Raw genomic sequence first — 21,489 nt, forward strand, 5'->3', positions numbered from 1 at the left:
GCTTGTAATGGGTTTGGAAAGTTGTGCGCTGATCGGACAGTATTTTGTTTTGTGCTTGTGTGAAAGTGGAACTGAGTTCTAAATAATTTGAATTGAGCTTCCCGATAACAATCACAAGAGGATCGCGCATTGAGTTCGCCACTGCGTATCGCCCTGATCGGCGCCGGCAACATGGGCCAGCAGCATTACCACCACCTCAAGACGCTTGCCGAAGCCCGGCTTTGCGCAGTGGCCGACCCTGGTCCCCAGGCGGCCGAAGTCGCTGCGCAATGGCAGGTGCCGCATTACGCCGACCACCGGCAGATGCTGGCCGAGTCCCGGCCCGACGGGGTGATTGTCGCCAACCCCAACAACCTGCATGTCAGCACCGCCCTCGATTGCCTGGCTGCCGGCGTGCCGGTGCTGCTGGAGAAACCGGTGGGTGTGCAGATGGATGAAGTGCGCCAGTTGGTGGCGGCCTCCAGTACCAGCGGAGTGCCGGTGCTGGTGGGGCATCATCGCCGGCACAATCCACTGATCGTGCGGGCCCATGAGTTGGTGCACGGCGGCGCCCTCGGGCGGCTGACCACGGTCACCGCGCTGTGGCAATTGCGTAAACCCGACAGCTATTTCGAGATCCCCTGGCGTCGTGAAGCCGGGGCCGGGATGTTGCTGACCAACCTGATCCACGACCTGGACCTGCTGCGTCACCTGTGTGGCGAAGTGCACCAGGTTCAGGCGATGACCAGCAACGCCGTGCGCGGTTTTGCCAATGAGGATTGCGCGGCCGTGCTGCTGCAATTCGACAATGGTGCCCTGGGCAGCCTGACCGGTTCCGACGCGGTGGCGGCGCCCTGGAGCTGGGAACTGGATTCCGGCGAGAACCCGGTGTACCCGCGCCAGGCCGATCAGCCCTGCTACCTGCTGGCCGGCACCGGCGGCGCCCTGAGCATCCCGCAGCTCAAGCGCTGGCAATACGCCGAGAGCAGCGGCGGCTGGCATCAAGCGTTGCAGGTGGTGCAGGAAAGCTTCAGTGAAGATGAGGCCTTGCGCCTGCAATTGCAGCATTTCGTCAAAGTCGCACGGCGTGAAGTCGAGCCCCTGGTCAGCGTCGCCGATGCCGCGCGCACCCTGGCCCTGATCGAGGCGATCCGCGAAGCCGCCGAAACCGGCCGGGCCTGTGCCCCGGCGCTGATTGAGTGAAGCCCATGACCCCACGAATCTTTTCCCTGGCCAGCCTCACCGTGCTCGAGCTGTCGCCGCCGCAAATGGTCGAGGTCGCGGCGCGCGCCGGCTACAGTCACGTCGGCCTGCGCCTGGTGCCGGCCACCCCGGAAGAACATCATTTCCCGCTGGTGGCCGACGCCGACTTGCGCCGCCAGACCCTGGCGCGCCTGCGCGATACCGGGATCGGCGTGCTGGATGTGGAAATCCTGCGGCTCAAGCCCGAGACCCGGGTCGCCGACTTCGAAGCGATCCTCGCGGTGGGTGCCGAGTTCGGTGCCAGCGAATTGCTGCTGGCCGGCAACGATCCCGATGAGGCGCGCCTGACCGACAACTTCGCCGCGCTCTGCGACCTGGCCGGGCCCTACGGCTTGCACCCCCATCTGGAGTTCATGCCCTGGACCGATGCACGCAACCTCGAACAGGCGGTGCGGGTGGTGGAGAATGCCGGGCGCGCCAACGGCTGCGTGCTGGTGGATGCCTTTCATTTTGATCGCTCGGCATCGTCCCTCGATGACCTGGCCAAGGTCGCGCCGGCACGGCTGCGCTATGCCCAGCTGTGCGATGTGGCGGGCCCGCGGCCGGACGATATGCAAGAGATCCTGCGCCAGGCGCGCAATGAACGGCGTTTCCCCGGTGATGGCGACTGCGACTTGGCGGGGCTCTTGCATTGTCTGCCGGCCGGCTTGCCACTGAGCCTGGAGATCCCGGCTGTGCGCTTGATGGAGCAGGGCGTGAGTGCCTTGCAACGGGCGCAAATGGCCCTGGACAAGACCCGGGCGCTGTTGGCGAGGATCTAGAGCGGCAGATGAACCTATCGCCGGACAGCGGGTTCCTACAAGATGTCGTGACCTTGCAGGAGCCGGATTGGCGGCGATACGGCCTGAACCAGGATTAAAACAAGGACCTCCAATGACCATCAGCACACCCCTTTCCGGTGTCAACCAGCCTTTGAAAGGCATCCTGCTGGTTGTCCTCGCGACCTTCCTGTTTTCCAGTCACGACGCGTTGTCCAAATACCTCTCCGGTTTCTACCCGATCATCATGGTGGTCTGGGCCCGGTACCTGGTGCACACGCTGCTGATGGCCGGGATCTTCCTGCCGCAATCGGGCCTGCGGGTACTGCGCACCAAGCGCCCGCTGTGGCAACTGGCGCGGGCCCTGTGCCTGCTGGGCACCAGCCTGCTGTTCACCTCGGCGTTATTGTTCATTCCCCTGGCGGAAGCCACGGCGGTCAACTTCCTGGCTCCGGTGCTGGTCACGGCCTTGTCGGTGCCGCTGCTGGGCGAGCATGTTTCCCGGGGGCAGTGGCTGGCGGTGATCTGCGGTTTTATCGGGGTCATTATCATCATTCACCCCGGTGGCGAGCTGTTTACCCCGGCGGTGCTGCTGCCGTTTTGCTCGGCCCTGTGTTTCTGCTTTTACCAACTGCTGACCCGCAAACTCGCGGAGTACGACAGCCCGACCACCAGTAATTTTTTTGCCGGGCTGTGCAACACCCTGGTGATGAGCGCGCTGGTGCCGTTTTTCTGGCAAGTGCCGACCCTGACCCACGGCATCTTGATGCTGGCGCTCGGGACCTGCGGCATGACCGCCCACCTGTTCCTGACCCAGGCCTTTCGTCTGGCGGCGCCGGCCTTGCTGGCGCCGTTCGGTTACTGCCAGATCGTGTTTGCCGGGCTGCTGGGCTGGCTGCTGTTCAGCCACACGCCGGACCTGATCACCCAGGTCGGCATCGCGGTGATTTGCCTCAGCGGCCTGGCCGCGGCCTGGCAACAACGGCGTCGCTGAGCCGGCCTAGAAGCGAAAGCGCAGCACCAGGTTCTGCAACCCGGTGGCCAGTTGCGCAAGCTCCTGGCTGGTGGCGTTGGTGCGGGTCGAGGCGTCGGCGCTTTCCAGTGACAGGTCGCGAATGTTCAGCAGGTTGCGATCCACCTCGCGGGCGACCTGGGCCTGTTCTTCCGAGGCGCTGGCGATCACCAGATTGCGCTCGTGGATCTGCTCCATGGCCCGGGTGATCTGCGCCAGCGCCAGCCCAGCCTGTTCGGCCAAGGACAAGGTCTGGGCCACGCGCTGACTGTTGCCCTGCATCGAATGCAGCACGCCGTCGGTATCGCCCTGGACCCGGGCAATCATCTGCTCGATCTCCTGCGTCGATTGCTGGGTGCGGTGGGCCAGGGCTCGCACTTCATCGGCGACCACGGCAAACCCGCGTCCGGCTTCCCCGGCCCGCGCCGCTTCGATAGCGGCATTCAAGGCCAGCAGGTTGGTCTGCTCGGCAATCGCGCGGATCACGTCCAGCACCTTGCCGATCTCCCGGGATTGCTCGGCCAGGGTCTGCACCTGTTGCAGGGCATTGCCGACGTCGCCGCTCATGGCCTGGATCGAGTCCAGGGTCTGGTTCACCCGTGCCCGGCCCTGAGTGGCCTCATCACTGGACAGGCGCGTGGTGTCGGATGTCGACACGGCGTTGCGCGCCACCTCTTCAACGGCGCTGGTCATCTCGTTGACCGCCGTCGCCGCCTGTTCGATCTCATTGTGCTGGCGTTGCAGGCGGCTGGAATCCTCAAGGGTGCTGTGGCTCATCTGCTGCGCGGCGGCGGTCAGTTGGGTCGAGGTGCCGCTGATGGATTGCAAGGTGTCGCGCAGGCTGCCCTGCATGCTGGCCAGGGCTCGCAACAGGCGCGCGGTTTCGTCTTTGCCGCGGCTCTCGATGGTCTGGCTCAGGTCGCCGGCCGCCACTTGCTCAGCCACGCCCACCGCCTGGCGGATCGGCCCGACGATACTGCGGGTCAATAGCCAGGCCAGGGCCAGGGTCAGCAGGGCGACAGCGAGCAGGGCGCCGATCACGGTGAATTTGACCTGGTTGTACAAGGTGTCGGCATGCTGCGCCGACTGGCTGACTTCGGCGGCGGTCAGGTTCATCAACTCGGCGAACTGGTCGCCGGTGCGGGTCGAGTAATCCTGGATCTGGCCGTTGAGCAGCGCGTTCATTTCCACGCTGCGGTTGGCCTGGGACAGCGCCTCGTACTGGTCCAGGGCCTGGCGGTAAGTGCTCACGGTGGCCACGAACTGTTGGTACTGCTGCCGGTTGTAGTCACCCACCAGCGGTGCGAATTTTTCCAGGGCCTGGTCCAGCCAACCTTCAACCTGATGCAGGCGGGCGATGGTGGGCTCCAGCACCTTGGGGTCGCGGTTGAGGGCCATGCGCAGGCTGAGCACGCGGATGCTCAGGACGTAGTCGCGGATTTCTCCCAGGTAGCGGGTGCTGGGCAGGGACACGGTTTCCGTGTGCTGGCCGGTGGCGCGGACTTCGGCCATCTGTTTCAGGGCGAACAGGCCCTGGAGCAAAACCAGCAAGGCGATGACGCCAAAGCTGATCACGGCACGTTGGGCGATGCTCAGGTTAACCAGGGGCATGGGAGGGCCTGCGTAGCGGGAAGAAAAAAAAAAGAGGGCGTCGAGAAAAAAAGCGCAGGCCCGTGGAACCGGGCCTGCGCGAAGGGAGCGTCAGTCTTCGATTTTCGGAATTTTGCGCGGGGCCATGAAGTACAGCCAGATCAGGGCAATGAAGTACATCGCCGGGATCAGGGTGAACAGCACGGTGTAGTTGTTATTGGTCACGGTCAGGATATGGCCCACCAGCTGGGTCATGAACATGCCGCCGACCGCAGCGCACATGCCGCCGAAACCGAACACCGTACTCATCATGTGCTTGGGCGTGTAGTCCATCACCAGGCTCCAGATGTTGGCGGTCCAGGCCTGGTGGGCACCGATGCCCAGGGAGATGGCGAAGACCGCCAGCCACAGGTTGGCCGTGCCGGCCGCCATGATCACGCCGATGATGCAGCAGGCGAACAGGAACATCGACATCAGCCGAGCCTTGATCGGGTTGATCCCGCGGCCGATCAGGAACGACGAGAGAATGCCGCCGCCGACACTGCCGAAGTCGGCGGTCAGGTAGATGATGATCAGCGGGATACCCATCTGGGTCACGCTGATGCCCAGGTTGTATTGCTGGTTGAGGAACGGCGGCAGCCAGTACAGGTAGAACCAGAACACCGGCGCGGTGATCGAGTAGGCCAGGGCGAAGGCCCAGGTGCCACGCATGCGCAGGATGCGCGAGAAGGGCACGCGGGTTTGCTCGGGTTCGACTTCTTTCTGGATGTACTCCAGTTCAGCCTGTTTCACCGTCGGGTGATCTTCCGGGTTGTAGTACTTCAGGCCCCAGAACAGCAGCCAGATCCCGCCCAGTGCAGCCATGCACAGGAACGCTGCCTGCCAGCCCCAGACGTGCAGGATCAACGGCAGCAACATCGGGGTGAACATGGCGCCGACGTTGGTCCCGGCGTTGAAGATGCCGGTGGCCACGGCGCGTTCGCCGGCCGGGAACCACAGGCGCGTGGTTTTCACGCAGGCCGGGTAGTTGGCGGCCTCGGTCAGCCCGAGGATAAAGCGGCAGACCATAAAGCCCAGGGCCGAGGTGGCCAGGCCGTGGGCGCCGGTGGCCAGGCTCCACAGCAGCACGGCGCAGAAGAACACGCGCTTGACGCCGATACGGTCGATCAGGCGTCCCTGCAGCACGAAGCCGATGGCGTAACCGACCTGGAACCAGAAGTTGATGTTGGCGTAGTCCATCGCCGTCCAGCTCATCTCCTTGGCCAGGATCGGCTGCATCACGCCCAGTGCGGCGCGGTCGATGTAGTTCAGGGTGGTGGCGAAAAACACCAGTGCGAGCATGCCCCAGCGGGTCTTGCCGACCGCCATGGCGCCGCGGATCTTGTCGCCTATACCGCCGTTGGCGGCCCCGAGGCGCGAGGCCATGGAAGAGCTTTGCGAAGGAATCATGTTGGCCATCCGTTCAATGACTGACGAGCGTCGACTCGTCGGGACTCAAGGTCGCTTGATCAATTCAGGAGTGCGGGCCGGCCGCAGGTGAACTCGAAGATTGATCGGCTGAAGGCTTTCGTCGGCTCCCGGGGGGGAAGGGGGCGAAAGCGGTCTGATCCGCTGGGTACGATTCAGCCCAGGGGGCGTAGAGCGTCCGTATGCAGAGTGCCAATAGCGTCTAGGCCAGGCGAGAACCGGAGGGGAAAGCAGGAAAGCGGGGCGTTGAGTGCAAGCATGAGGGTCTACCCGATTTTTGAAATTTTTATGGTGTGTTCTGGGTCTAGGGTGATTGAGGCCGGGGGTTTGCTGCCGACTCAATGTGGGGTGGATGGTGCGCAGTGGACGAAAAATCGTCAATTCACCAATGGCCATTGTGTTCGATAATCGCCCTAAAAACTAACTGGTTCGTACACTTTGAATTGCTGTATAGATGGGCTCGCTGAATAATTCGCTCACCTAATAAAAGACGCGGACCTCGTGTAGCCGCCGTACGTCGTGATCGTACGCGTAGCGCGCAAGGGCTGCCTGATGAGCGATGCGGCCGAGCAGATGGCCTGCACCGCGCCCGCCAGGCCCGCTGCGGCCGGTACCGATCGCCGCCTGTGCGGCTACAGAGCAGTCATCACCGGGAGTTGAAACATGCAGCGTTCCATTGCCACCGTATCCTTGAGCGGTACCCTGCCGGAAAAACTCGAAGCTATTGCCGCCGCCGGTTTTGACGGGGTGGAGATCTTCGAAAACGATCTTTTGTACTACGACGGCAGCCCGCGCGAAATCAAACAGATGTGCGCCGACCTGGGCATTGCCATCACCCTGTTTCAACCCTTCCGTGACTTTGAAGGCTGCCGCCGCGACCGGCTGGCGCGCAACCTGGAGCGCGCGGAACGCAAATTCGACCTGATGCAGGAGTTGGGTACCGACCTGGTGCTGGTCTGCAGCAACGCCTCGGCCGACAGCGTCGGCGAGCAACAGATCCTGATCGACGACCTGCACCTGCTGGCCGAGCGCGCCGGAGCCCGGGGCTTGCGCATCGGTTACGAGGCGCTGGCCTGGGGCCGTCACGTCAATACGTATCAACAGGTCTGGGACATCGTGCGCCAGGCCGACCACCCAAGCCTCGGGGTGTTGCTGGACAGCTTCCATACCCTGTCGCTCAAGGGCGACCCGGCGGCGATTGCGCAGATCCCCGGGGACAAGATCTTCTTCGTGCAAATGGCCGATGCGCCGATCCTGGCCATGGACGTGCTGGAGTGGAGCCGGCATTTCCGCTGCTTCCCGGGGCAGGGCGAATTCGATCTGCCGGGTTTTCTCGCGCCGATCATCAAGAGCGGCTACACCGGGCCCTTGTCCCTGGAAATATTCAACGACGGCTTTCGTGCCGCACCGCCACGGGCCAATGCCGCCGACGGCCTGCGCTCGCTGCTGTACCTGGAAGAGAAAACCCGCGACCGCCTGCTGCAGGAAGGGCAACCGGTGGCCAACCTCGACCAGTTGTTCGCACCGCCGCCGGCCAGCGAGTACGGCGGCACCGAGTTTCTTGAATTCGCCGTGGACGAAGCCCTGGGCGCCAAGCTCAGTGGCTGGCTGGAACGCCTGGGTTTTGCCAAGGCCGGCCAGCATCGCTCGAAAAGCGTCAGCCTGCTGCGCCAGGGCGATATCAACCTGATCCTCAATTCCGAGCCTTACTCTTTCGCCCACAGTTTCTTCGAGGCCCATGGGCCTTCGGTCTGTGCCACGGCGATCCGGGTCAAGGACAGCGCCAAGGCGCTGGAGCGGGCGGTGGCCTATAAAGGCCAGCCTTATCGTGGGCTGGTCGGGCCGAACGAGCTGGAACTGGCCGCCGTGCGCGAGCCCGATGGCAGCCTGATCTACCTGGTGGACCAGGAAAACGGCGGCCAGCACCTGTACGACACCGACTTCAACATGCTGCCCGGCGTGGTCGCCAAGGGCGGCCTGCAGCGCATCGACCACATGGCCATGGCGCTGCCGGCCGACACCCTCGACAGCTGGGTGCTGTTCTACAAGAGCCTGCTGGATTTTGCCGCCGACGACGAGGTGGTGTTGCCCGACCCTTACGGCCTGGTGAAAAGCCGCGCCTTGCGCAGCCGCTGCAGCTCGATCCGCCTGCCGCTCAATATCTCGGAAAACCGCAACACTGCCATCTCCCACGCGCTGTCGAGCTATCGGGGGTCCGGTGTGCACCACATCGCCTTCGATTGTGCGGATATCTTCGCCGAAGTCAGCCGCGCCAAAGAGGCTGGGGTGCCGTTGCTGGACATCCCCCTCAACTACTACGACGACCTGGCGGCGCGCTTCGATTTCGACGATGAGTTCCTCAGCGAACTGGCCTATTACAACGTGCTCTACGACCGCGATGCCCAGGGCGGCGAGCTGTTCCACGTGTACACCGAGCCGTTCGAAGGGCGGTTCTTCTTCGAGGTCATCCAGCGCAAGAATGACTACGTCGGATACGGCGCGGCGAACGTCGCGGTACGCCTGGCGGCCATGGCCAAGTCGCGCAGCGGTGCGGTGCGCCAGGCCAAGTTGTAGGAGTTTGGTAACGCGAGGCGGTCCAGGCCGCCCCGGTGCTTTCTTTCGCTGGCAGACGCGGCCCATAATCGCCCGCGTGTGCAGCGTTGGCCGTGAGCCCAGAATGACAATGACCCCAGAACTCTCCGTAGCCCCCGAGCAACCGCTGGTGGAGCCGCGCAAGAGTCGCAAGAACAACCCGGAAAAGACCCGCGAGAACATCCTTCAAGAAGCCATTGTCGAGTTCGTGCAGCAGGGCCTTTCCGGCGCCCGCGTGGATGCCATCGCCGAGCGCATCCATACCTCCAAGCGCATGATCTATTACTACTTCGGCAGTAAGGAACAGCTCTACGTCGAGGTCCTGGAAAAGCTCTACGGTGACATCCGCAGTACCGAGAGCCGCCTGCACCTGGCGGAGCTGGAACCGCGTGAAGCGATCCGGCGCCTGGTGGAATTCACCTTCGATCACCATGATCGCAATGTCGATTTCGTGCGTATCGTCAGCATCGAAAACATCCACAACGCCGAGTACGTCAAGCAGTCCAGCGCGATCAAGGCGATGAACAACACCATCCTTCATGCCCTGGGCGAGATCCTCACACGCGGCCTCGAGGCGGGGGTATTCCGCAGTGGGCTGGACCCGCTGGACGTGCATTTGCTGATCAGTTCGTTCTGTTTCTACCGTGTCTCCAACCGCCATACCTTTGGCGAGATCTTCCAGATCGACCTGCCGGACGAAAGCATCAAGCAACGCCACCGGGAAATGATCTGCGAATCGGTGCTGCGCTACCTGCAGGCCTGAAGCGGTCCCTCGAGCGTCGACAAAAAAGCCCGCCCCTGCGTGTGACCGCAGGCGGCGGGCTTTTTACGTCATGGGGCGGGCGGGTCGCATACAACCTCTGGCGGTTCAGCTAAGCTCCGCGCTTCCCTCCCTCAACGCCAAGGAATGCATCATGGGCAATCCCGTCCCAACCCTGAAAGTCATCCTGATCCTGATGATTGTGGTCGACTCGTTCTGGCTCGCCGAACGCTTGCTCGGCCTGCTGAGCACCAGCCTGTTCGACTGGATGCCCAGCGCCCTGATCAGCGTGATCGGCATCTTCAGCAGCGTGTTGATGATCCTGTTCAACATCCTGCTGGTGGCCTTGCTCTCGCGCTTGCAACTCAAGCCCGAATAAGCCGGCGCTCCATGGGCCCTCTGTAGCCGCTGCCGCCAGGCTGCGCTGGCCATTTGCAGCACTGCGTTTCTCCAGGGGCGCCGCGGCATCTGTTCAGGGCGCGGCTATAGACTCAGCCGTTCATGCTCTGAAAATGCTCCAGCATGCGCTGGGCGTCCGGGGTCACGCCGCTGAACAGTTCAAAGGCCTTCACCGCCTGGAACACCGCCATGTTGCCGCCGTCCAGGGTCCGGCAGCCCAGGGCCCGGGCGTTGCGCAGCAGTTCGGTTTCCAGCGGGAAGTAGACGATTTCCGCGACCCACAGCGCAGGCCGCAGCAAGGCGGCCGGCACCGGCATGCCCGGCAGCTTGGCCATGCCCATCGGCGTGGTGTTGACCAGGCCCGAGGCCCTTGCGAGGGTGCTGCTCAGGTCGACACCGGCCTTGGCGCGACCGGCACCGAAGTGCTGGTTCAGGTTGTCGGCCAGGGCCTGGGCACGGCTCGCTTCCACATCGAAAATACTCAGCAGCTGCACACCCTCGCTAAGCAGGGCATGGGCCACCGCCGCACCGGCCCCGCCAGCCCCCATCTGCACCACCTGGTCCAGGGCCACACCCTGCAGGCCGCGACGGAAGCCTTCGGCAAAACCCAGGCAGTCGGTGTTGTGGCCGATGCGCTTGCCGTCCTTGAGCACCACGGTGTTCACCGCGCCGATGCCACGGGCTTCGGGGGACAGCTCATCGAGCAGCGGGATGATGCTTTGCTTGCAGGGGAAGGTCACGTTGAGGCCGGTGAAACTCATGCGTTCGGCGGCCAGCAGCAGGTCGGCCAGCGCGCTGCTGTCGAGTTGCAACGGGTCGAGGTCGATCAGGCGGTACAGGTAGCGCAGGCCCTGGGCATCGCCCTCATGTTCGTGCAGGGCCGGGGTGCGCGAGGCCTGGATGCCGGCGCCGATCAGGCCGGCGAGAATGGCGTTGGTTTTGCTCATGCGATTCACCCCTTCAAACGCTGGCTGAAATGTTCCAGTGCCAGACGATAACCATTGCTGCCGAAACCGCACATCACAGCCTCGGCGATCGAGGACACGAACGAATGGTGACGGAACGGCTCGCGGGCATGGACGTTGGACAGGTGCACTTCGATCACCGGCAATTCACTGGCCACCAGCGCATCGCGGATGGCCACCGAGGTGTGGGTCCAGGCGGCGGGGTTGATCACGATGCCGGCGCAGCGGCCACGGGCGGCATGAATCCAGTCCAGCAGTTCACCTTCGTGGTTGGTCTGGCGAAACTCCACCGCCAGCCCGAACTCTTCGGCGGCGCGGCCGCACAGGGCAGAAATATCCGCCAGGGTTTCATGGCCGTAGGTCGCGGGTTCGCGGGTGCCGAGCAGGTTCAGGTTGGGGCCGTTGAGCACCAGGACGATAGGGGGCATAGGGGGTGAATCTCCGTTGTTATTGTTGGCGTGGCGTGCGAGGCCCGCTTGTGCGGATAAATTGTACTAACTGGTTAATTAGGTCAATTGCAGGGTGTCGACGGAGGAGGCCACGCGGCATTAAGTGTTCGTTTATCGAACAACTTCCCGTGCCCTGAACTACAAACCCGAGTCGCCGGAATGGCTGAGCACTTGCTGGCCGTAGTGCTGGTAGCGGCGCGCGCTGGACGTCAGGACCGCGAGGGCAAGGCCCGGGCAACCCGTTTCAACGGAAAAACAGGCGGCCGTTCGTGCAGGGTGGGCCGCGGCGCGCCCTGATGCCTTACCGAGGTTGTTGCACCCGTGCGGTGGTAGATGGGTGCTGATATCAATTGAAAATGATTCTCGACAAGCCGTAAGATGCCCGCCAATTTCCTTCAAGTTCCAGGGAGTCGGTTTGTCGGACGTGGATCTCAAGGGCCTGTTTCTCAAGCATGCCGCTACCTTGCGTGGGTATCTGGCGCGCAAGGTACGGGACCCGCAGTTGGCTGCCGACCTGGTGCAGGAGAGTTTCCTGCGCCTGGCCGAGCAGACCCGTGGCGAACGCATCGACAATTCACAGGGGTATCTCTACCGAACGGCCAGGAATCTGCTGATCGACCATGTTCGTCAGGAGGCACGGCGCAAGACTGACACCGTGTCCCATGAAGCGCTGGCTGAAATCGAAGATGAACTGGCCGGGTTGGAGGCGCAGGCGATGGCGCAGCAACAACGGATGGCATTGAAGCAGGCGATGGCGGAACTGCCACAACGGACCCAGGAGATTTTTCGCCTGAACCGGATCGAGGGCATGACCCATGCCGAGGTGGCCCGGCACTTGAACATTTCCGACAGTTCGGTGCAAAAGCATCTTTCCCGGGCGTTGGCCTATGTCATGCAACGCCTGCAAGGCACCGATGAGCGGCCCGCCGACGAATGAATTACGGTAAATGTCGGGGTTAGACGTCACTGCTTATATATAACGAGAAATCGAGATTCACACGTGAATAGCCAGGGTCCGCAAGAGCGCAGTATCACTGAGGCGGCCGCCGACTGGGCGGTGCGTTTGCACGCCGGTCACTTGAGTGCGGCCGAGCAGGTCGAGCTTGAGCAATGGCAGGCCCGCGATAGCCGGCATGGCCCGGCCTTGCGTTTTGCCGAGCAGACTTGGGCGGCCCTGGGCGAACTGCACCTGGAACCGGACAGTGCCCGGCTGACGCCGGCACGCCGGGCTTCGGCGCCTGCCGCCGAGCCCGCACGACCTGCAGCACGCCGGCGACGCACTGGGCGCCTGGCAGCCAGTGTGGCGGCGCTGACCCTGGCGGTCTGTGTCGGCTGGTGGCAGGGGCCGCAAGCCCTGTTGCGCATGCAGTCCGATTACCTGACCGCCAAGGGTGAGGTGCGTACGGTGCAACTGGCCGACGGGAGTCAGGTGGAGCTTGATTCAGGCAGCGCCATCAGTCTCGATTTCACCGATCAGCAGCGCCAGGTACGGCTGCTGGCAGGTTCGGCGGTGTTCGATGTGGCGCCCATGGGGCCCGGAGAAACCCGCCCTTTTGTGGTGGAAAGCGCGGGCGGCCAGACCCGCGCACTGGGCACCCGGTTTGTGGTCGGGCGTGAAAGCAGCCAGCAGGCCTGGGTCGGCGTGCTGCAGCACAGTGTCGCTGTCAGCCTGCAATCCCCGGCGCAGCAGGGGCCGGGCAAACGAGTCCTGGAAGAAGGGCAAAGCGCGCGCTACAACCCGCAGACCGGCGTGGTCGCGCTGCAGGACTTCGACCTGCAGCGCGCCACCAGTTGGCGCCGTGGGGTGCTGGTGTTTGATCGCCTGCCCCTGGCCAATGTGGTCGAGCAGCTCAACCGCTATCGCCCGGGGCGCGTGGTGCTGACCAGCAGCGAGTTGGCCGAGCGCCAGGTCAGTGGCGTGTTCCGCCTGGATATGCTGGACACGGCCCTGTCCACCCTGACTCGGGAATTGCAGGTGCAGCGCTTTGACCTGGCCGGTGTCAGCCTGATTTATTGAGCCCTGTCCCGGGGCTTTTTCGATTGCGATAAAAAAACCTGAAAAAAACTTACTGAGTTTTCGCCCCTGGCACGTCTTGCTAGTGAGATGCATTCGCATACACACAAGATGGCCAGCGTGGGGATAACAACAATGAGGGGAAGCAGTCGCAAGGAAGCCAGTACCGGTCGCCGGTTGGCCCTTGCTGTTCACCTGGGAGTCGCAGGCTGGTTGGCGGGCGTTGGCCTGTTGCACGCCGCCGAGCCGGTTGGCGTCAGCCAGCCGAGTGCCGATCAGCAGTACCTGTTGAACTTCGAAATCCCCGCACAACCCCTGGGGGCGGCGGTCCTGGCCTTTGCCGAACAGGCCGGGCTGCAAGTGTTGTTCGACAGCCAGCGCCTGCAAGGGCTGCAAAGCTCGGCGCTCAATGGTCGCTACAGCGTGCAGGAAGGCCTGGCGCGGCTGCTGGGCAATGCCCCAGTGGAGTACCGCTTCACCGGTGAGCGCCAGGTGACCCTGAGCCGGGTCGCCGGCGGCCATGATGGCGCCCTGGCGCTGGCCACCACGACTGTCACCGGCAACCGCGAAGGCAAGAAAGGCGACTGGGTCTATGGTGATCCGCGTTCGGTGAGCGTGATCGGTCGCGAGCAACTGGACCGCAACCCGCCGCGGCATGCGGCGGACATGCTGGAAGAAACCTCGGGCGTGTACTCGGCGGTCAACCAGCAGGACCCGGGCCTTTCCGTGAATATCCGCGGGATCCAGGACTACGGCCGGGTCAACATGTCGATCGACGGCATGCGCCAGAACTACCAGCAGAGCGGCCACCAGCAACGCAACGGCACCCTGTATGTCGATCCGGAATTGCTTTCCGAGGTGGTCATCGAAAAGGGCGCGACCTCCGGCATGGGCGGTGCGGGAGTGATTGGCGGGATCGCCAACTTTCGCACCGTCGAAGCCAGCGACCTGCTCAAGCCGGGCAAGGAAATCGGCGGGCGCATCCGCCTGACCACCGGGCTGGGCGGGCGCAGTAACGGTACGCATTTTATCGGCAGTTCCGCCTTCGCCATCGGCACCGAGGCCTGGGACATGCTGCTGGCCGCCAGCGAGCGGCACCTGGGGGATTACAACCCGGGCACCCGGGGCAGTATCGGCGAGCTGCGCACCGGCGCGGCGATGGACCCCACCGCCACCGACCGGGTGAAAAACTCCACCGTGGACTACACCGCCTCGGTGATGCGGTCGCGCCTGCTCAAGCTCGGGGTCAACCTGCCGGCGGACCAGCGCCTGCAACTGAGCTACCTGACGACTGAAGTGTCCTACGACGACGCGAACATGATGAACGTCGAGAACGGGCAACTGTGGGAAAAGCTCGGCAGCAGCAAGGTCCGGGCACAGAACTTCGCACTCGATTACAGCTACACCCCGGACAACCCGCTGATCGACTTCAAGGCCAAGCTCTACTACGTCGACAACCGCAACGATCAGAGCACGGTCCGCGTCCGTTCGAGCCCGGGTTACTCCATCACATACCAGACCGATACCTACGGCGCCCAGGCGCAGAACACTTCGACCTTCGCCCTGGGCGAGCTGTCCACGCTCAAGGCCAACTACGGCCTGGAGTTCTTCTATGACAAGGTCCGGCCGGACTCCAGCCAGGCGGTGGCCAGCGGGTCGGCGGTGAATGCTTCGGCGGCGGAGGCCATGACCCCCGAGGGCGACCGGGCCCTGGGCAGTCTGTTCGCACGCCTGGATTACGACTATGACGGCTGGCTGAACATGAACGCCGGGCTGCGCTATGACCGTTACCGCCTGCGCGGCGAGACCGGGCTCAATACCCGGACCTTCGTGATTGGCGCCACACCCCGGCAGATCACCGTGCCGGTGACCTATGACGTGGACAATCAGGAGGGCCGCCTGTCGCCGACATTCGGCCTGTCGGTCAAGCCGGGGGTGGACTGGCTGCAACTGTTCGCCACCTACGGCAAGGGCTGGCGTCCGCCGGCCGTCACCGAAACCATGATTTCCGGGCGCCCCCACGGTGGCGGGGCCGAGAGCATGTACCCCAACCCGTTCCTCAAGCCGGAGCGTTCCACGGCCTGGGAGGTGGGGGTCAATGTGCTCAAGGAGAACCTGTTTTTCAGCGAAGACCGGCTGGGGATCAAGGTTGCCTACTTCGACACCCGGGTCGACGACTTCATCTACATGAACATGGGCGTGCAGCCGCCGGGTTATGGCATGGCCGGCATCGGCAACAGCGCCTACGTCAACAACCTGGAAGAAACCCACTTCCGTGGCGTCGAGTACCAGTTGGACTACGACGCCGGAAGCGCCTACGGCCAGCTGTCCTACACCCACATGATCGGCAGCAACGACTTCTGCGCCAAGACCGCGTGGCTGGGTGGGGTGACCCAAGCCGTCAAGCAAGGCTCGGGGCGTGGGGCCATCGTGGTCGGCATGCGCCCCGATGATGCGGCCAACGCCGCCACCCAATGCAGCGCGATCCTCGGCTCGGCCGAGCACATGCCGATGGACCGTGGCGCGCTGACCCTGGGCGCACGCTTCTTCGAACGCAAGCTGGATATCGGTGCCCGCGCCCGTTACAGCGCCGGGTATGCGGTAGAAGGCACCGCCACCACCACCGTGTCCCAGAGCGGCGTCTACCCGGCGGACTGGAAGCCCTACACCGTCTACGACCTCTATGGCAGCTACCGCGCCACCGATGAACTGACCCTGCGCCTGGCCATGGAAAACGTCACCGACCGCGCCTACCTGGTGCCCCTGGGCGACGTGCTGGCCTTCACCCTCGGCCGTGGCCGCACCTTGCAGGGCACCGTGGAATATCAGTTCTGACCCCTTTTGCCCAATGACGGGCAAAACCGGAGCCGGCAGGAGTCGGCTTCGGAGTGACCAACCTATGTATTGGAGTTTTGCATGAGCATTTCAATTTCCTACAGCGCTACCTACGGCGGCGTCAGCGTTGCGAACTACCTGACTGACTGGTCGGCCTACTTTGGCGACGTCAACCATCGTCCGGGCCAGGTGGTCGACGGCACCAACACCGGCGGCTTCAACCCGGGCCCGTTCGACGGCACCCAATACGCGCTGAAGAGCACCAACAGCGACGCCGCGTTCGTGGCCGATGGTGAATTGCACTACACCCTGTTCAGCGCGCCGAGCCACACCGTCTGGGGTTCGCTGGACACCATCTCCCTGGGTGACACCCTGGCCGGCGGCACCACCGCCAACCCGTACAACCTGGTCAGCCAGGAAGTCAGCTTCACCAACCTGGGCCTCGAGAGCCTGAAAACCGAAGGCCGTGAAGGCGACGTGCACAAAGTCATCTACGGCCTGATGAGCGGCGACAGCTCGGCCCTGGCTGGCGAAATCGACGCTCTGCTCAAAGCCATCGACCCAAGCCTGTCGGTGAACTCGACGTTCGACGACCTGGCGGCTGCCGGTATCGCCCACGCCAACCCGGCTGCTGCCGACGTCGGCCTGGTGGGTGTGCAGGACGTGCCTCAGGACTGGGCCCTGGCGGCCTGAGTGCCGGTTTGAGGCATAAAAAAGCGAATGCCGGATCGCTCCCGCATTCGCTCGCTTGAATCACCTCCGTCGCCCGAGTTTTCGAAGGCCAGGGCGGCGGCGGTGGCAAATTCTGGGGAGCGCCGTGGTGCCTGTCAATGCACGTGGCGCGCCTCTTGCCGATCCGTTCTGCAAGAACGGATGGCGCTCTATCCCTCGACATCCAACAGGACACCTTGATGAGCAGGCCGAATTCACTTGCCGGTTCCGAGACGCTGGCGGCCCTGGCGGCCTATAAAAGCGGCTTCTTCAACATCGGCCTGTTTTCGGCGGTGATCAACCTGCTGATGCTGGCTCCGGCCCTGTACATGTTGCAGGTGTATGACCGGGTGCTGGCCTCGGGCAATCAGATGACCCTGTTGATGCTGACGCTGATGATCCTCGGCCTGTTCGGCCTGATGGGCGCGTTGGAGTGGGTGCGCAGCCAGGTGGTGATCCGCCTCGGCACGCAGATGGACATGCGGTTGAACCAGCGGGTGTACGACGCCGCGTTCGAAGCCCAGCTCAAGGGCAGCCCCCAGGCCGCCGGCCAGGCCCTGAACGACCTGACCGCGCTGCGCCAGTTCGCCACCGGCAATGCGCTGTTCGCGTTTTTTGATGCGCCGTGGTTCCCGGTGTACCTGCTGGTGATCTTTCTGTTTCACCCCTGGCTCGGCCTGCTGGCCCTGGGCGGCGCGGTATTGCTGGTGGTGCTGGCCTGGGTCAACCAGCACATCTGCCAGGCGCCGTTGAGCGCGGCCAGCCAACTGTCCATCAGCACCAGCCAGCAGGCCACGGCCAACTTGCGCAATGCCGATGTGATCGAAGCCATGGGCATGCTGGGTGCCCTGCGCGGGCGCTGGTTTGCCGGGCATCAGGCGTTTCTGGCCCAGCAGAACCTGGCCAGCGAAAAGACTGCCACCGTCAGCGCCTGGTCCAAGGGCGTGCGTCTGGCCCTGCAATCGTTGGTGCTGGGCCTCGGCGCCTTGCTGGCGGTGCAGGGTGAAATCACCCCGGGGATGATGATTGCCGGTTCGATCCTCATGGGCCGGGTGCTGAGCCCGATCGACCAACTGATTGCGGTGTGGAAACAATGGAGTTCGGCGCGACTGGCCTATGAGCGCCTGTCGGCTTTGCTCCAGGCCCACCCGGCGCGCCCGCAACGCATGAGCCTGCCTGCGCCGCGTGGCGAGTTGCAGGTACAAGCCCTGAGTGCCTGCGCCCCGGGCAGCCGGCGGCCGGCCTTGAGCAACCTCGGGTTCAGCCTGCCGGCGGGCAACGTGTTGGGGGTGATCGGCCCGTCCGGTTGCGGCAAGTCGACCCTGGCTCGGCTGCTGGTCGGGGCCTGGACGCCGCTGACCGGCAAGGTCCGCCTCGACGGCGCCGACCTTGGGCAATGGGATCGCCAGCAACTGGGCCCGCATATCGGCTACCTGCCCCAGGACGTGCAACTGTTTGCCGGCAGCATTGCCGAGAACATTGCCCGCCTGGGGCCGGTGGACTCGGCCAAGGTGCTGGCGGCGGCGCAGATGGCCGGGGTGCACTCGTTGATCCTGCAATTGCCCCAAGGCTATGACACGCAGTTGGGGGAGGGTGGCGCCGGGTTGTCCGGCGGGCAGAAGCAGCGCATCGGCCTGGCCCGTGCCCTGTATGACCTGCCGGCGCTGATCGTGCTCGATGAGCCCAACTCCAACCTCGATGAAGCCGGCGAGCAGGCCCTGCTCCAGGCCATCACCCAGCTCAAGCAACAGCAGCGCACGCTGGTCCTGATTACCCACAAGCCCAACGTCCTGACCCTCACCGACCAGTTGATGATCCTGCGCGACGGTCAGCTGCAGGCCTTCGGCCCGACGGCGCGGGTGCTGGAGGCCAGCCAGAAAGCCAAGGCCCCGCCAGCGCCCCCGGTGACCGCGTTGAACATGAATTACCGGCTGGGCGTAGCGCCCAGCCCTGAAGGGAAAAAAGCATGAGCCAGTCCCACGCCAGCGCGGCGCCGCCGCTGCCTACCGCCGAGGCCCCGAGCAATGTGCTGCCCCTGGACCACAAACACCATTCACGCCTGGGTTGGCTGCTGGTGCTCGGCGGCTTTGCCGCCTTTCTGGGCTGGGCGGCGTGGGCGCCCCTGGACAAGGGCGTGGCGGTGTCCGGCAAGGTCATGGTTTCGGGCCACCGCAAGGCGGTGCAGCACCCCAGTGGCGGGATTGTCGAGCATATCGAGGTGGGCGACGGCCAGTTGGTGAGTGCCGGGCAGGTGCTGCTGCGCCTCAAGGAAACCCCGTTGCGCACCCAGATGCAGTCCTTGCGTGCGCAGTATCTCGGTTCCCTGGCCAGCGAGGCGCGGCTGAATGCCGAGCGTGAAGGCGCCACCCGCATTGAATTCAGCCCCGAACTGCTGGCCCTGGCCGCCGAGCCCGAGGTGGCCGCGACCATGGCCCTGCAACGCCAGCTGTTCAGCAGCCGGCGCGAGGCCCTGGCCATGGAGCAGCAGGGCATTGGCGAAACCATCGCCGGCACCCAGGCGCAACTCTCGGGCACCCGTGACTCCCAGGCCAGCAAACAGCAGCAGCGCAAGGCCTTGAGCGAGCAATTGCAGGGCCTGCGCGAGCTGGCGCGGGACGGCTACATCCCGCGTAACCGGTTGCTCGACAGTGAGCGGCTGTACGCGCAGATCGACGGTTCGATCGCCGAAGACTTCGGGCGCATTGGCCAGTTGCAGCGCCAGATCCTCGAATTGCGCCTGCGTATTCGGCAACTGTCCGAAGAGTTCCAGAAGGAAGTGCGCAGCCAACTGGCCGACACCCGCCCGCGCAGCGAAGACCTGCGCAATCGCCTGGCTTCGGCCGAGTTCGAACTGGCCAACAGTCAGGTCCGGGCACCGGCCGCCGGGGTGGTCGTGGGGCTGCAGGTGTTTACCGAGGGCGGGGTGATCAAGCCCGGCGAAGCGCTGATGGAAATCGTGCCCCAGGGCGAGCCTTTGCTGGTGGAGGCGCGGGTGCCGGTGCAGATGGTCGACAAGGTGCACCCCGGGCTGCCGGTGGAACTGATGTTCTCGGCCTTCAGCCAGAGCACCACGCCCCGGGTGGCGGGGGAGGTGACCCTGGTGTCTGCCGATCGCCAGGTCGACGAGCGCACCGACGAGCCTTATTACACCTTGCGTGCCCAGGTCAGCGCCGAGGGCATGCAGCAACTGCAAGGTTTGCAGATCCGTCCGGGAATGCCGGTGGAGGCGTTTGTCCGTACCGGTGAGCGTTCGATGCTCAATTACCTGTTCAAGCCCCTGCTGGACCGCACCCACATGGCCTTGGTGGAAGAATGAAGCCGCGTCCCCTGCAACTGGCCCTGCTAGGGCTGGCGTTTTTGTGTGCTCCGGCGGCCCAGGCCCTGGGTTTGCTCCAGGCCTACGACCTGGCGGTGCTCAACGACCCGACCTTCCATGCGGCACTCAAGGAACGCGACGCCGGTGAAGAAAACCGCGTCATCGGCCGCTCCGCGCTGCTGCCCAATCTGTCCTGGAGCTACAACAACTCGCGCAATGAATCCGAGGTGACCCAGACCCTGCCCCAGGGTGATGTCACCACCGACCGCGATTACCGCAGCTACGCCGCGACCCTGACCCTGCAACAACCCCTGCTCGATTACGAAGCCTATGCGCGTTATCGCCAGGGGGCGGCCCAGGCGCTGTTTGCCGATGAGCGCTTTCGCAGCAAGAGCCAGGAGTTGGCGGTGCGCTTGCTGGGGGCCTACAGCCAGGCCTTGCTGGCCCAGGAGCGCATTGAGTTGAGTCAGGCGCAACGGCGCACCTACGCCGAGCGCTTGCAACTCAACCAGCGCCTGCTGCAAGGCGGCGAGGGCACCCGCACCGATGTCCTGGAAACCCAGGCCCGGCTCTCCCTGGCCCTGGCCGACGAGATCGAATCCCGGGACCTGCAGGACACCGCCCTGCGGGAGTTGGAGGCGATCGTCGGCCAGCCGTTGCAGATCGATGAGCTGGAACCCCTGGTCCGGCGCTTTGAAATTCAGCCGCTGCAACCCAACCGCTTCGACACCTGGCGCGACCTGGCCCTGGCCAATAACCCGGAACTGGCCTCCCAGCATCACGCCCTGCGTGCCGCGGAATATGAGGTGGAGCGCAAGCGCGCGGGGCACTTGCCCAAGGTCAGCCTGTACGCCAGCAGCCGCCAGACCAGCTCCGATTCGGAAAGCAGTTACAACCAGAAGTACGACACCAACACCGTTGGTATCCAGGTCAGCGTGCCGTTGTTTGCCGGTGGCTCGGTCTCGGCGTCGACCCGTCAGGCCGCCAGCCAGCTGTCCCAGGCCCAGTACGAGCTGGACGCGCAAACTGCCAGCACCCTGATCGAGCTGCGCAAGCAGTTCAACCTCAACAGCAGTGGCGCGGCCAAGGTCCGGGCCTATGAAATGGCCGTCAGCTCGGCCGAAGCCCTGGTGCTGGCCACGCAGAAAAGCGTGCATGGCGGGGAACGGGTCAACCTCGATGTGCTGGACGCCGAACAACAACTGTTCAGCGCCCGCCGCGACCTGGCCGATGCCCGCCACGCCTACCTGCTGGCGCGTATCCAGCTCAAGTACTACGCCGGGCTGCTCAACGAACAGGATTTGCAGCAGTTGGCCGGCTACTTCCACCCCCTGGGCTGACACCGCCCCCCGGCACCAACCCACCCCTGTAGGCGCTGG

Annotated in this window: 17 protein-coding genes and 1 pseudogene; 13 read left to right on the top strand and 5 right to left on the bottom strand. The window is 64.2% G+C overall.

The window, feature by feature from the left end; genetic code table 11:
• Window positions 1–129: 129 nt before the first annotated feature.
• From ACOZJV_RS28355 to ACOZJV_RS28365, 3 genes are all read left to right on the top strand, one after another.
• Window positions 130–1,182, top strand: a complete 1,053-nt coding sequence (locus ACOZJV_RS28355; RefSeq protein ID WP_421548985.1) for a Gfo/Idh/MocA family protein — start codon at window positions 130–132, stop codon at window positions 1,180–1,182.
• A 5-nt stretch (window positions 1,183–1,187) separates the two neighbouring features.
• On the top strand, window positions 1,188–2,003 hold the full coding sequence (locus ACOZJV_RS28360) for a sugar phosphate isomerase/epimerase family protein (RefSeq protein WP_201128109.1): 816 nt from the start codon (window positions 1,188–1,190) through the stop codon (window positions 2,001–2,003).
• 112 nt (window positions 2,004–2,115) lie between these two features.
• Complete coding sequence (locus ACOZJV_RS28365) at window positions 2,116–2,994, top strand: DMT family transporter (protein ID WP_078471711.1); 879 nt, start codon at window positions 2,116–2,118, stop codon at window positions 2,992–2,994.
• Between the two features lie 6 nt (window positions 2,995–3,000).
• Here ACOZJV_RS28365 and ACOZJV_RS28370 read toward each other — a convergent pair whose 3' ends face one another.
• The 3 genes and pseudogenes from ACOZJV_RS28370 to ACOZJV_RS28380 all read right to left on the bottom strand — a co-directional run bounded on the left by ACOZJV_RS28370 (window position 3,001) and on the right by ACOZJV_RS28380 (window position 6,051).
• Window positions 3,001–3,864: a methyl-accepting chemotaxis protein gene (locus ACOZJV_RS28370; RefSeq protein WP_421549033.1), complete on the bottom strand. Its 864-nt coding sequence runs from the start codon at window positions 3,862–3,864 to the stop codon at window positions 3,001–3,003.
• Window positions 3,856–4,623 (bottom strand): annotated as a pseudogene (locus ACOZJV_RS28375) (MCP four helix bundle domain-containing protein); the annotation flags it as partial. The gene ACOZJV_RS28370 and the pseudogene ACOZJV_RS28375, both read right to left, overlap by 9 nt.
• A 90-nt stretch (window positions 4,624–4,713) precedes the next feature.
• Complete coding sequence (locus tag ACOZJV_RS28380; RefSeq protein ID WP_078471824.1) at window positions 4,714–6,051, bottom strand: MFS transporter; 1,338 nt, start codon at window positions 6,049–6,051, stop codon at window positions 4,714–4,716.
• 681 nt (window positions 6,052–6,732) lie between these two features.
• On the opposite strand from ACOZJV_RS28380, the gene quiC reads away from it, so the two are divergent.
• The 3 genes from quiC (at window position 6,733) to ACOZJV_RS28395 (ending at window position 9,800) form a co-directional block, all read left to right on the top strand.
• Window positions 6,733–8,643 (top strand): 3-dehydroshikimate dehydratase QuiC, encoded by a 1,911-nt coding sequence (gene quiC / locus ACOZJV_RS28385; RefSeq protein ID WP_421548986.1) that lies wholly within the window; start codon window positions 6,733–6,735, stop codon window positions 8,641–8,643.
• A 103-nt stretch (window positions 8,644–8,746) separates the two neighbouring features.
• Window positions 8,747–9,424: a TetR/AcrR family transcriptional regulator gene (locus tag ACOZJV_RS28390; RefSeq protein WP_078471714.1), complete on the top strand. Its 678-nt coding sequence runs from the start codon at window positions 8,747–8,749 to the stop codon at window positions 9,422–9,424.
• 151 nt (window positions 9,425–9,575) lie between these two features.
• On the top strand, window positions 9,576–9,800 hold the full coding sequence (locus tag ACOZJV_RS28395) for a hypothetical protein (protein ID WP_078471715.1): 225 nt from the start codon (window positions 9,576–9,578) through the stop codon (window positions 9,798–9,800).
• Between the two features lie 112 nt (window positions 9,801–9,912).
• Here the strand turns inward: ACOZJV_RS28395 and ACOZJV_RS28400 are convergent, their stop codons facing one another.
• Together ACOZJV_RS28400 and aroQ are read right to left on the bottom strand one after the other, a co-directional pair.
• Window positions 9,913–10,767, bottom strand: a complete 855-nt coding sequence (locus ACOZJV_RS28400; RefSeq protein WP_421548987.1) for a shikimate dehydrogenase — start codon at window positions 10,765–10,767, stop codon at window positions 9,913–9,915.
• Between the two features lie 5 nt (window positions 10,768–10,772).
• Complete coding sequence (aroQ, locus tag ACOZJV_RS28405) at window positions 10,773–11,213, bottom strand: type II 3-dehydroquinate dehydratase (protein WP_421548988.1); 441 nt, start codon at window positions 11,211–11,213, stop codon at window positions 10,773–10,775.
• 436 nt (window positions 11,214–11,649) lie between these two features.
• On the opposite strand from aroQ, the gene ACOZJV_RS28410 reads away from it, so the two are divergent.
• The 7 genes from ACOZJV_RS28410 (at window position 11,650) to ACOZJV_RS28440 (ending at window position 21,450) form a co-directional block, all read left to right on the top strand.
• On the top strand, window positions 11,650–12,171 hold the full coding sequence (locus tag ACOZJV_RS28410; protein ID WP_020296957.1) for an RNA polymerase sigma factor: 522 nt from the start codon (window positions 11,650–11,652) through the stop codon (window positions 12,169–12,171).
• 63 nt (window positions 12,172–12,234) lie between these two features.
• Entirely contained in the window at window positions 12,235–13,251 is a 1,017-nt protein-coding gene (locus ACOZJV_RS28415; RefSeq protein ID WP_421548989.1) for a FecR family protein, read from the top strand.
• 132 nt (window positions 13,252–13,383) lie between these two features.
• Window positions 13,384–16,083 carry a TonB-dependent receptor gene (locus ACOZJV_RS28420; RefSeq protein ID WP_201128099.1) on the top strand — a complete coding sequence of 900 codons (2,700 nt, stop codon included), beginning with the start codon at window positions 13,384–13,386 and terminating at the stop codon, window positions 16,081–16,083.
• Between the two features lie 81 nt (window positions 16,084–16,164).
• Window positions 16,165–16,776, top strand: a complete 612-nt coding sequence (locus ACOZJV_RS28425; RefSeq protein ID WP_078471720.1) for a heme acquisition protein HasA — start codon at window positions 16,165–16,167, stop codon at window positions 16,774–16,776.
• 218 nt (window positions 16,777–16,994) lie between these two features.
• Complete coding sequence (locus ACOZJV_RS28430) at window positions 16,995–18,764, top strand: type I secretion system permease/ATPase (protein WP_421548990.1); 1,770 nt, start codon at window positions 16,995–16,997, stop codon at window positions 18,762–18,764.
• Window positions 18,761–20,110, top strand: coding sequence for an HlyD family type I secretion periplasmic adaptor subunit (locus tag ACOZJV_RS28435; protein WP_421548991.1), 1,350 nt, complete (start codon window positions 18,761–18,763; stop codon window positions 20,108–20,110). Before ACOZJV_RS28430 ends, ACOZJV_RS28435 begins: the two co-directional genes overlap by 4 nt.
• Entirely contained in the window at window positions 20,107–21,450 is a 1,344-nt protein-coding gene (locus tag ACOZJV_RS28440) for a TolC family outer membrane protein (RefSeq protein ID WP_421548992.1), read from the top strand. Before ACOZJV_RS28435 ends, ACOZJV_RS28440 begins: the two co-directional genes overlap by 4 nt.
• Window positions 21,451–21,489 lie beyond the last annotated feature (39 nt).

This window comes from Pseudomonas sp. QD4 (assembly GCF_049199125.1).
In the GTDB taxonomy this organism is placed as follows: Bacteria; Pseudomonadota; Gammaproteobacteria; order Pseudomonadales; family Pseudomonadaceae; genus Aquipseudomonas.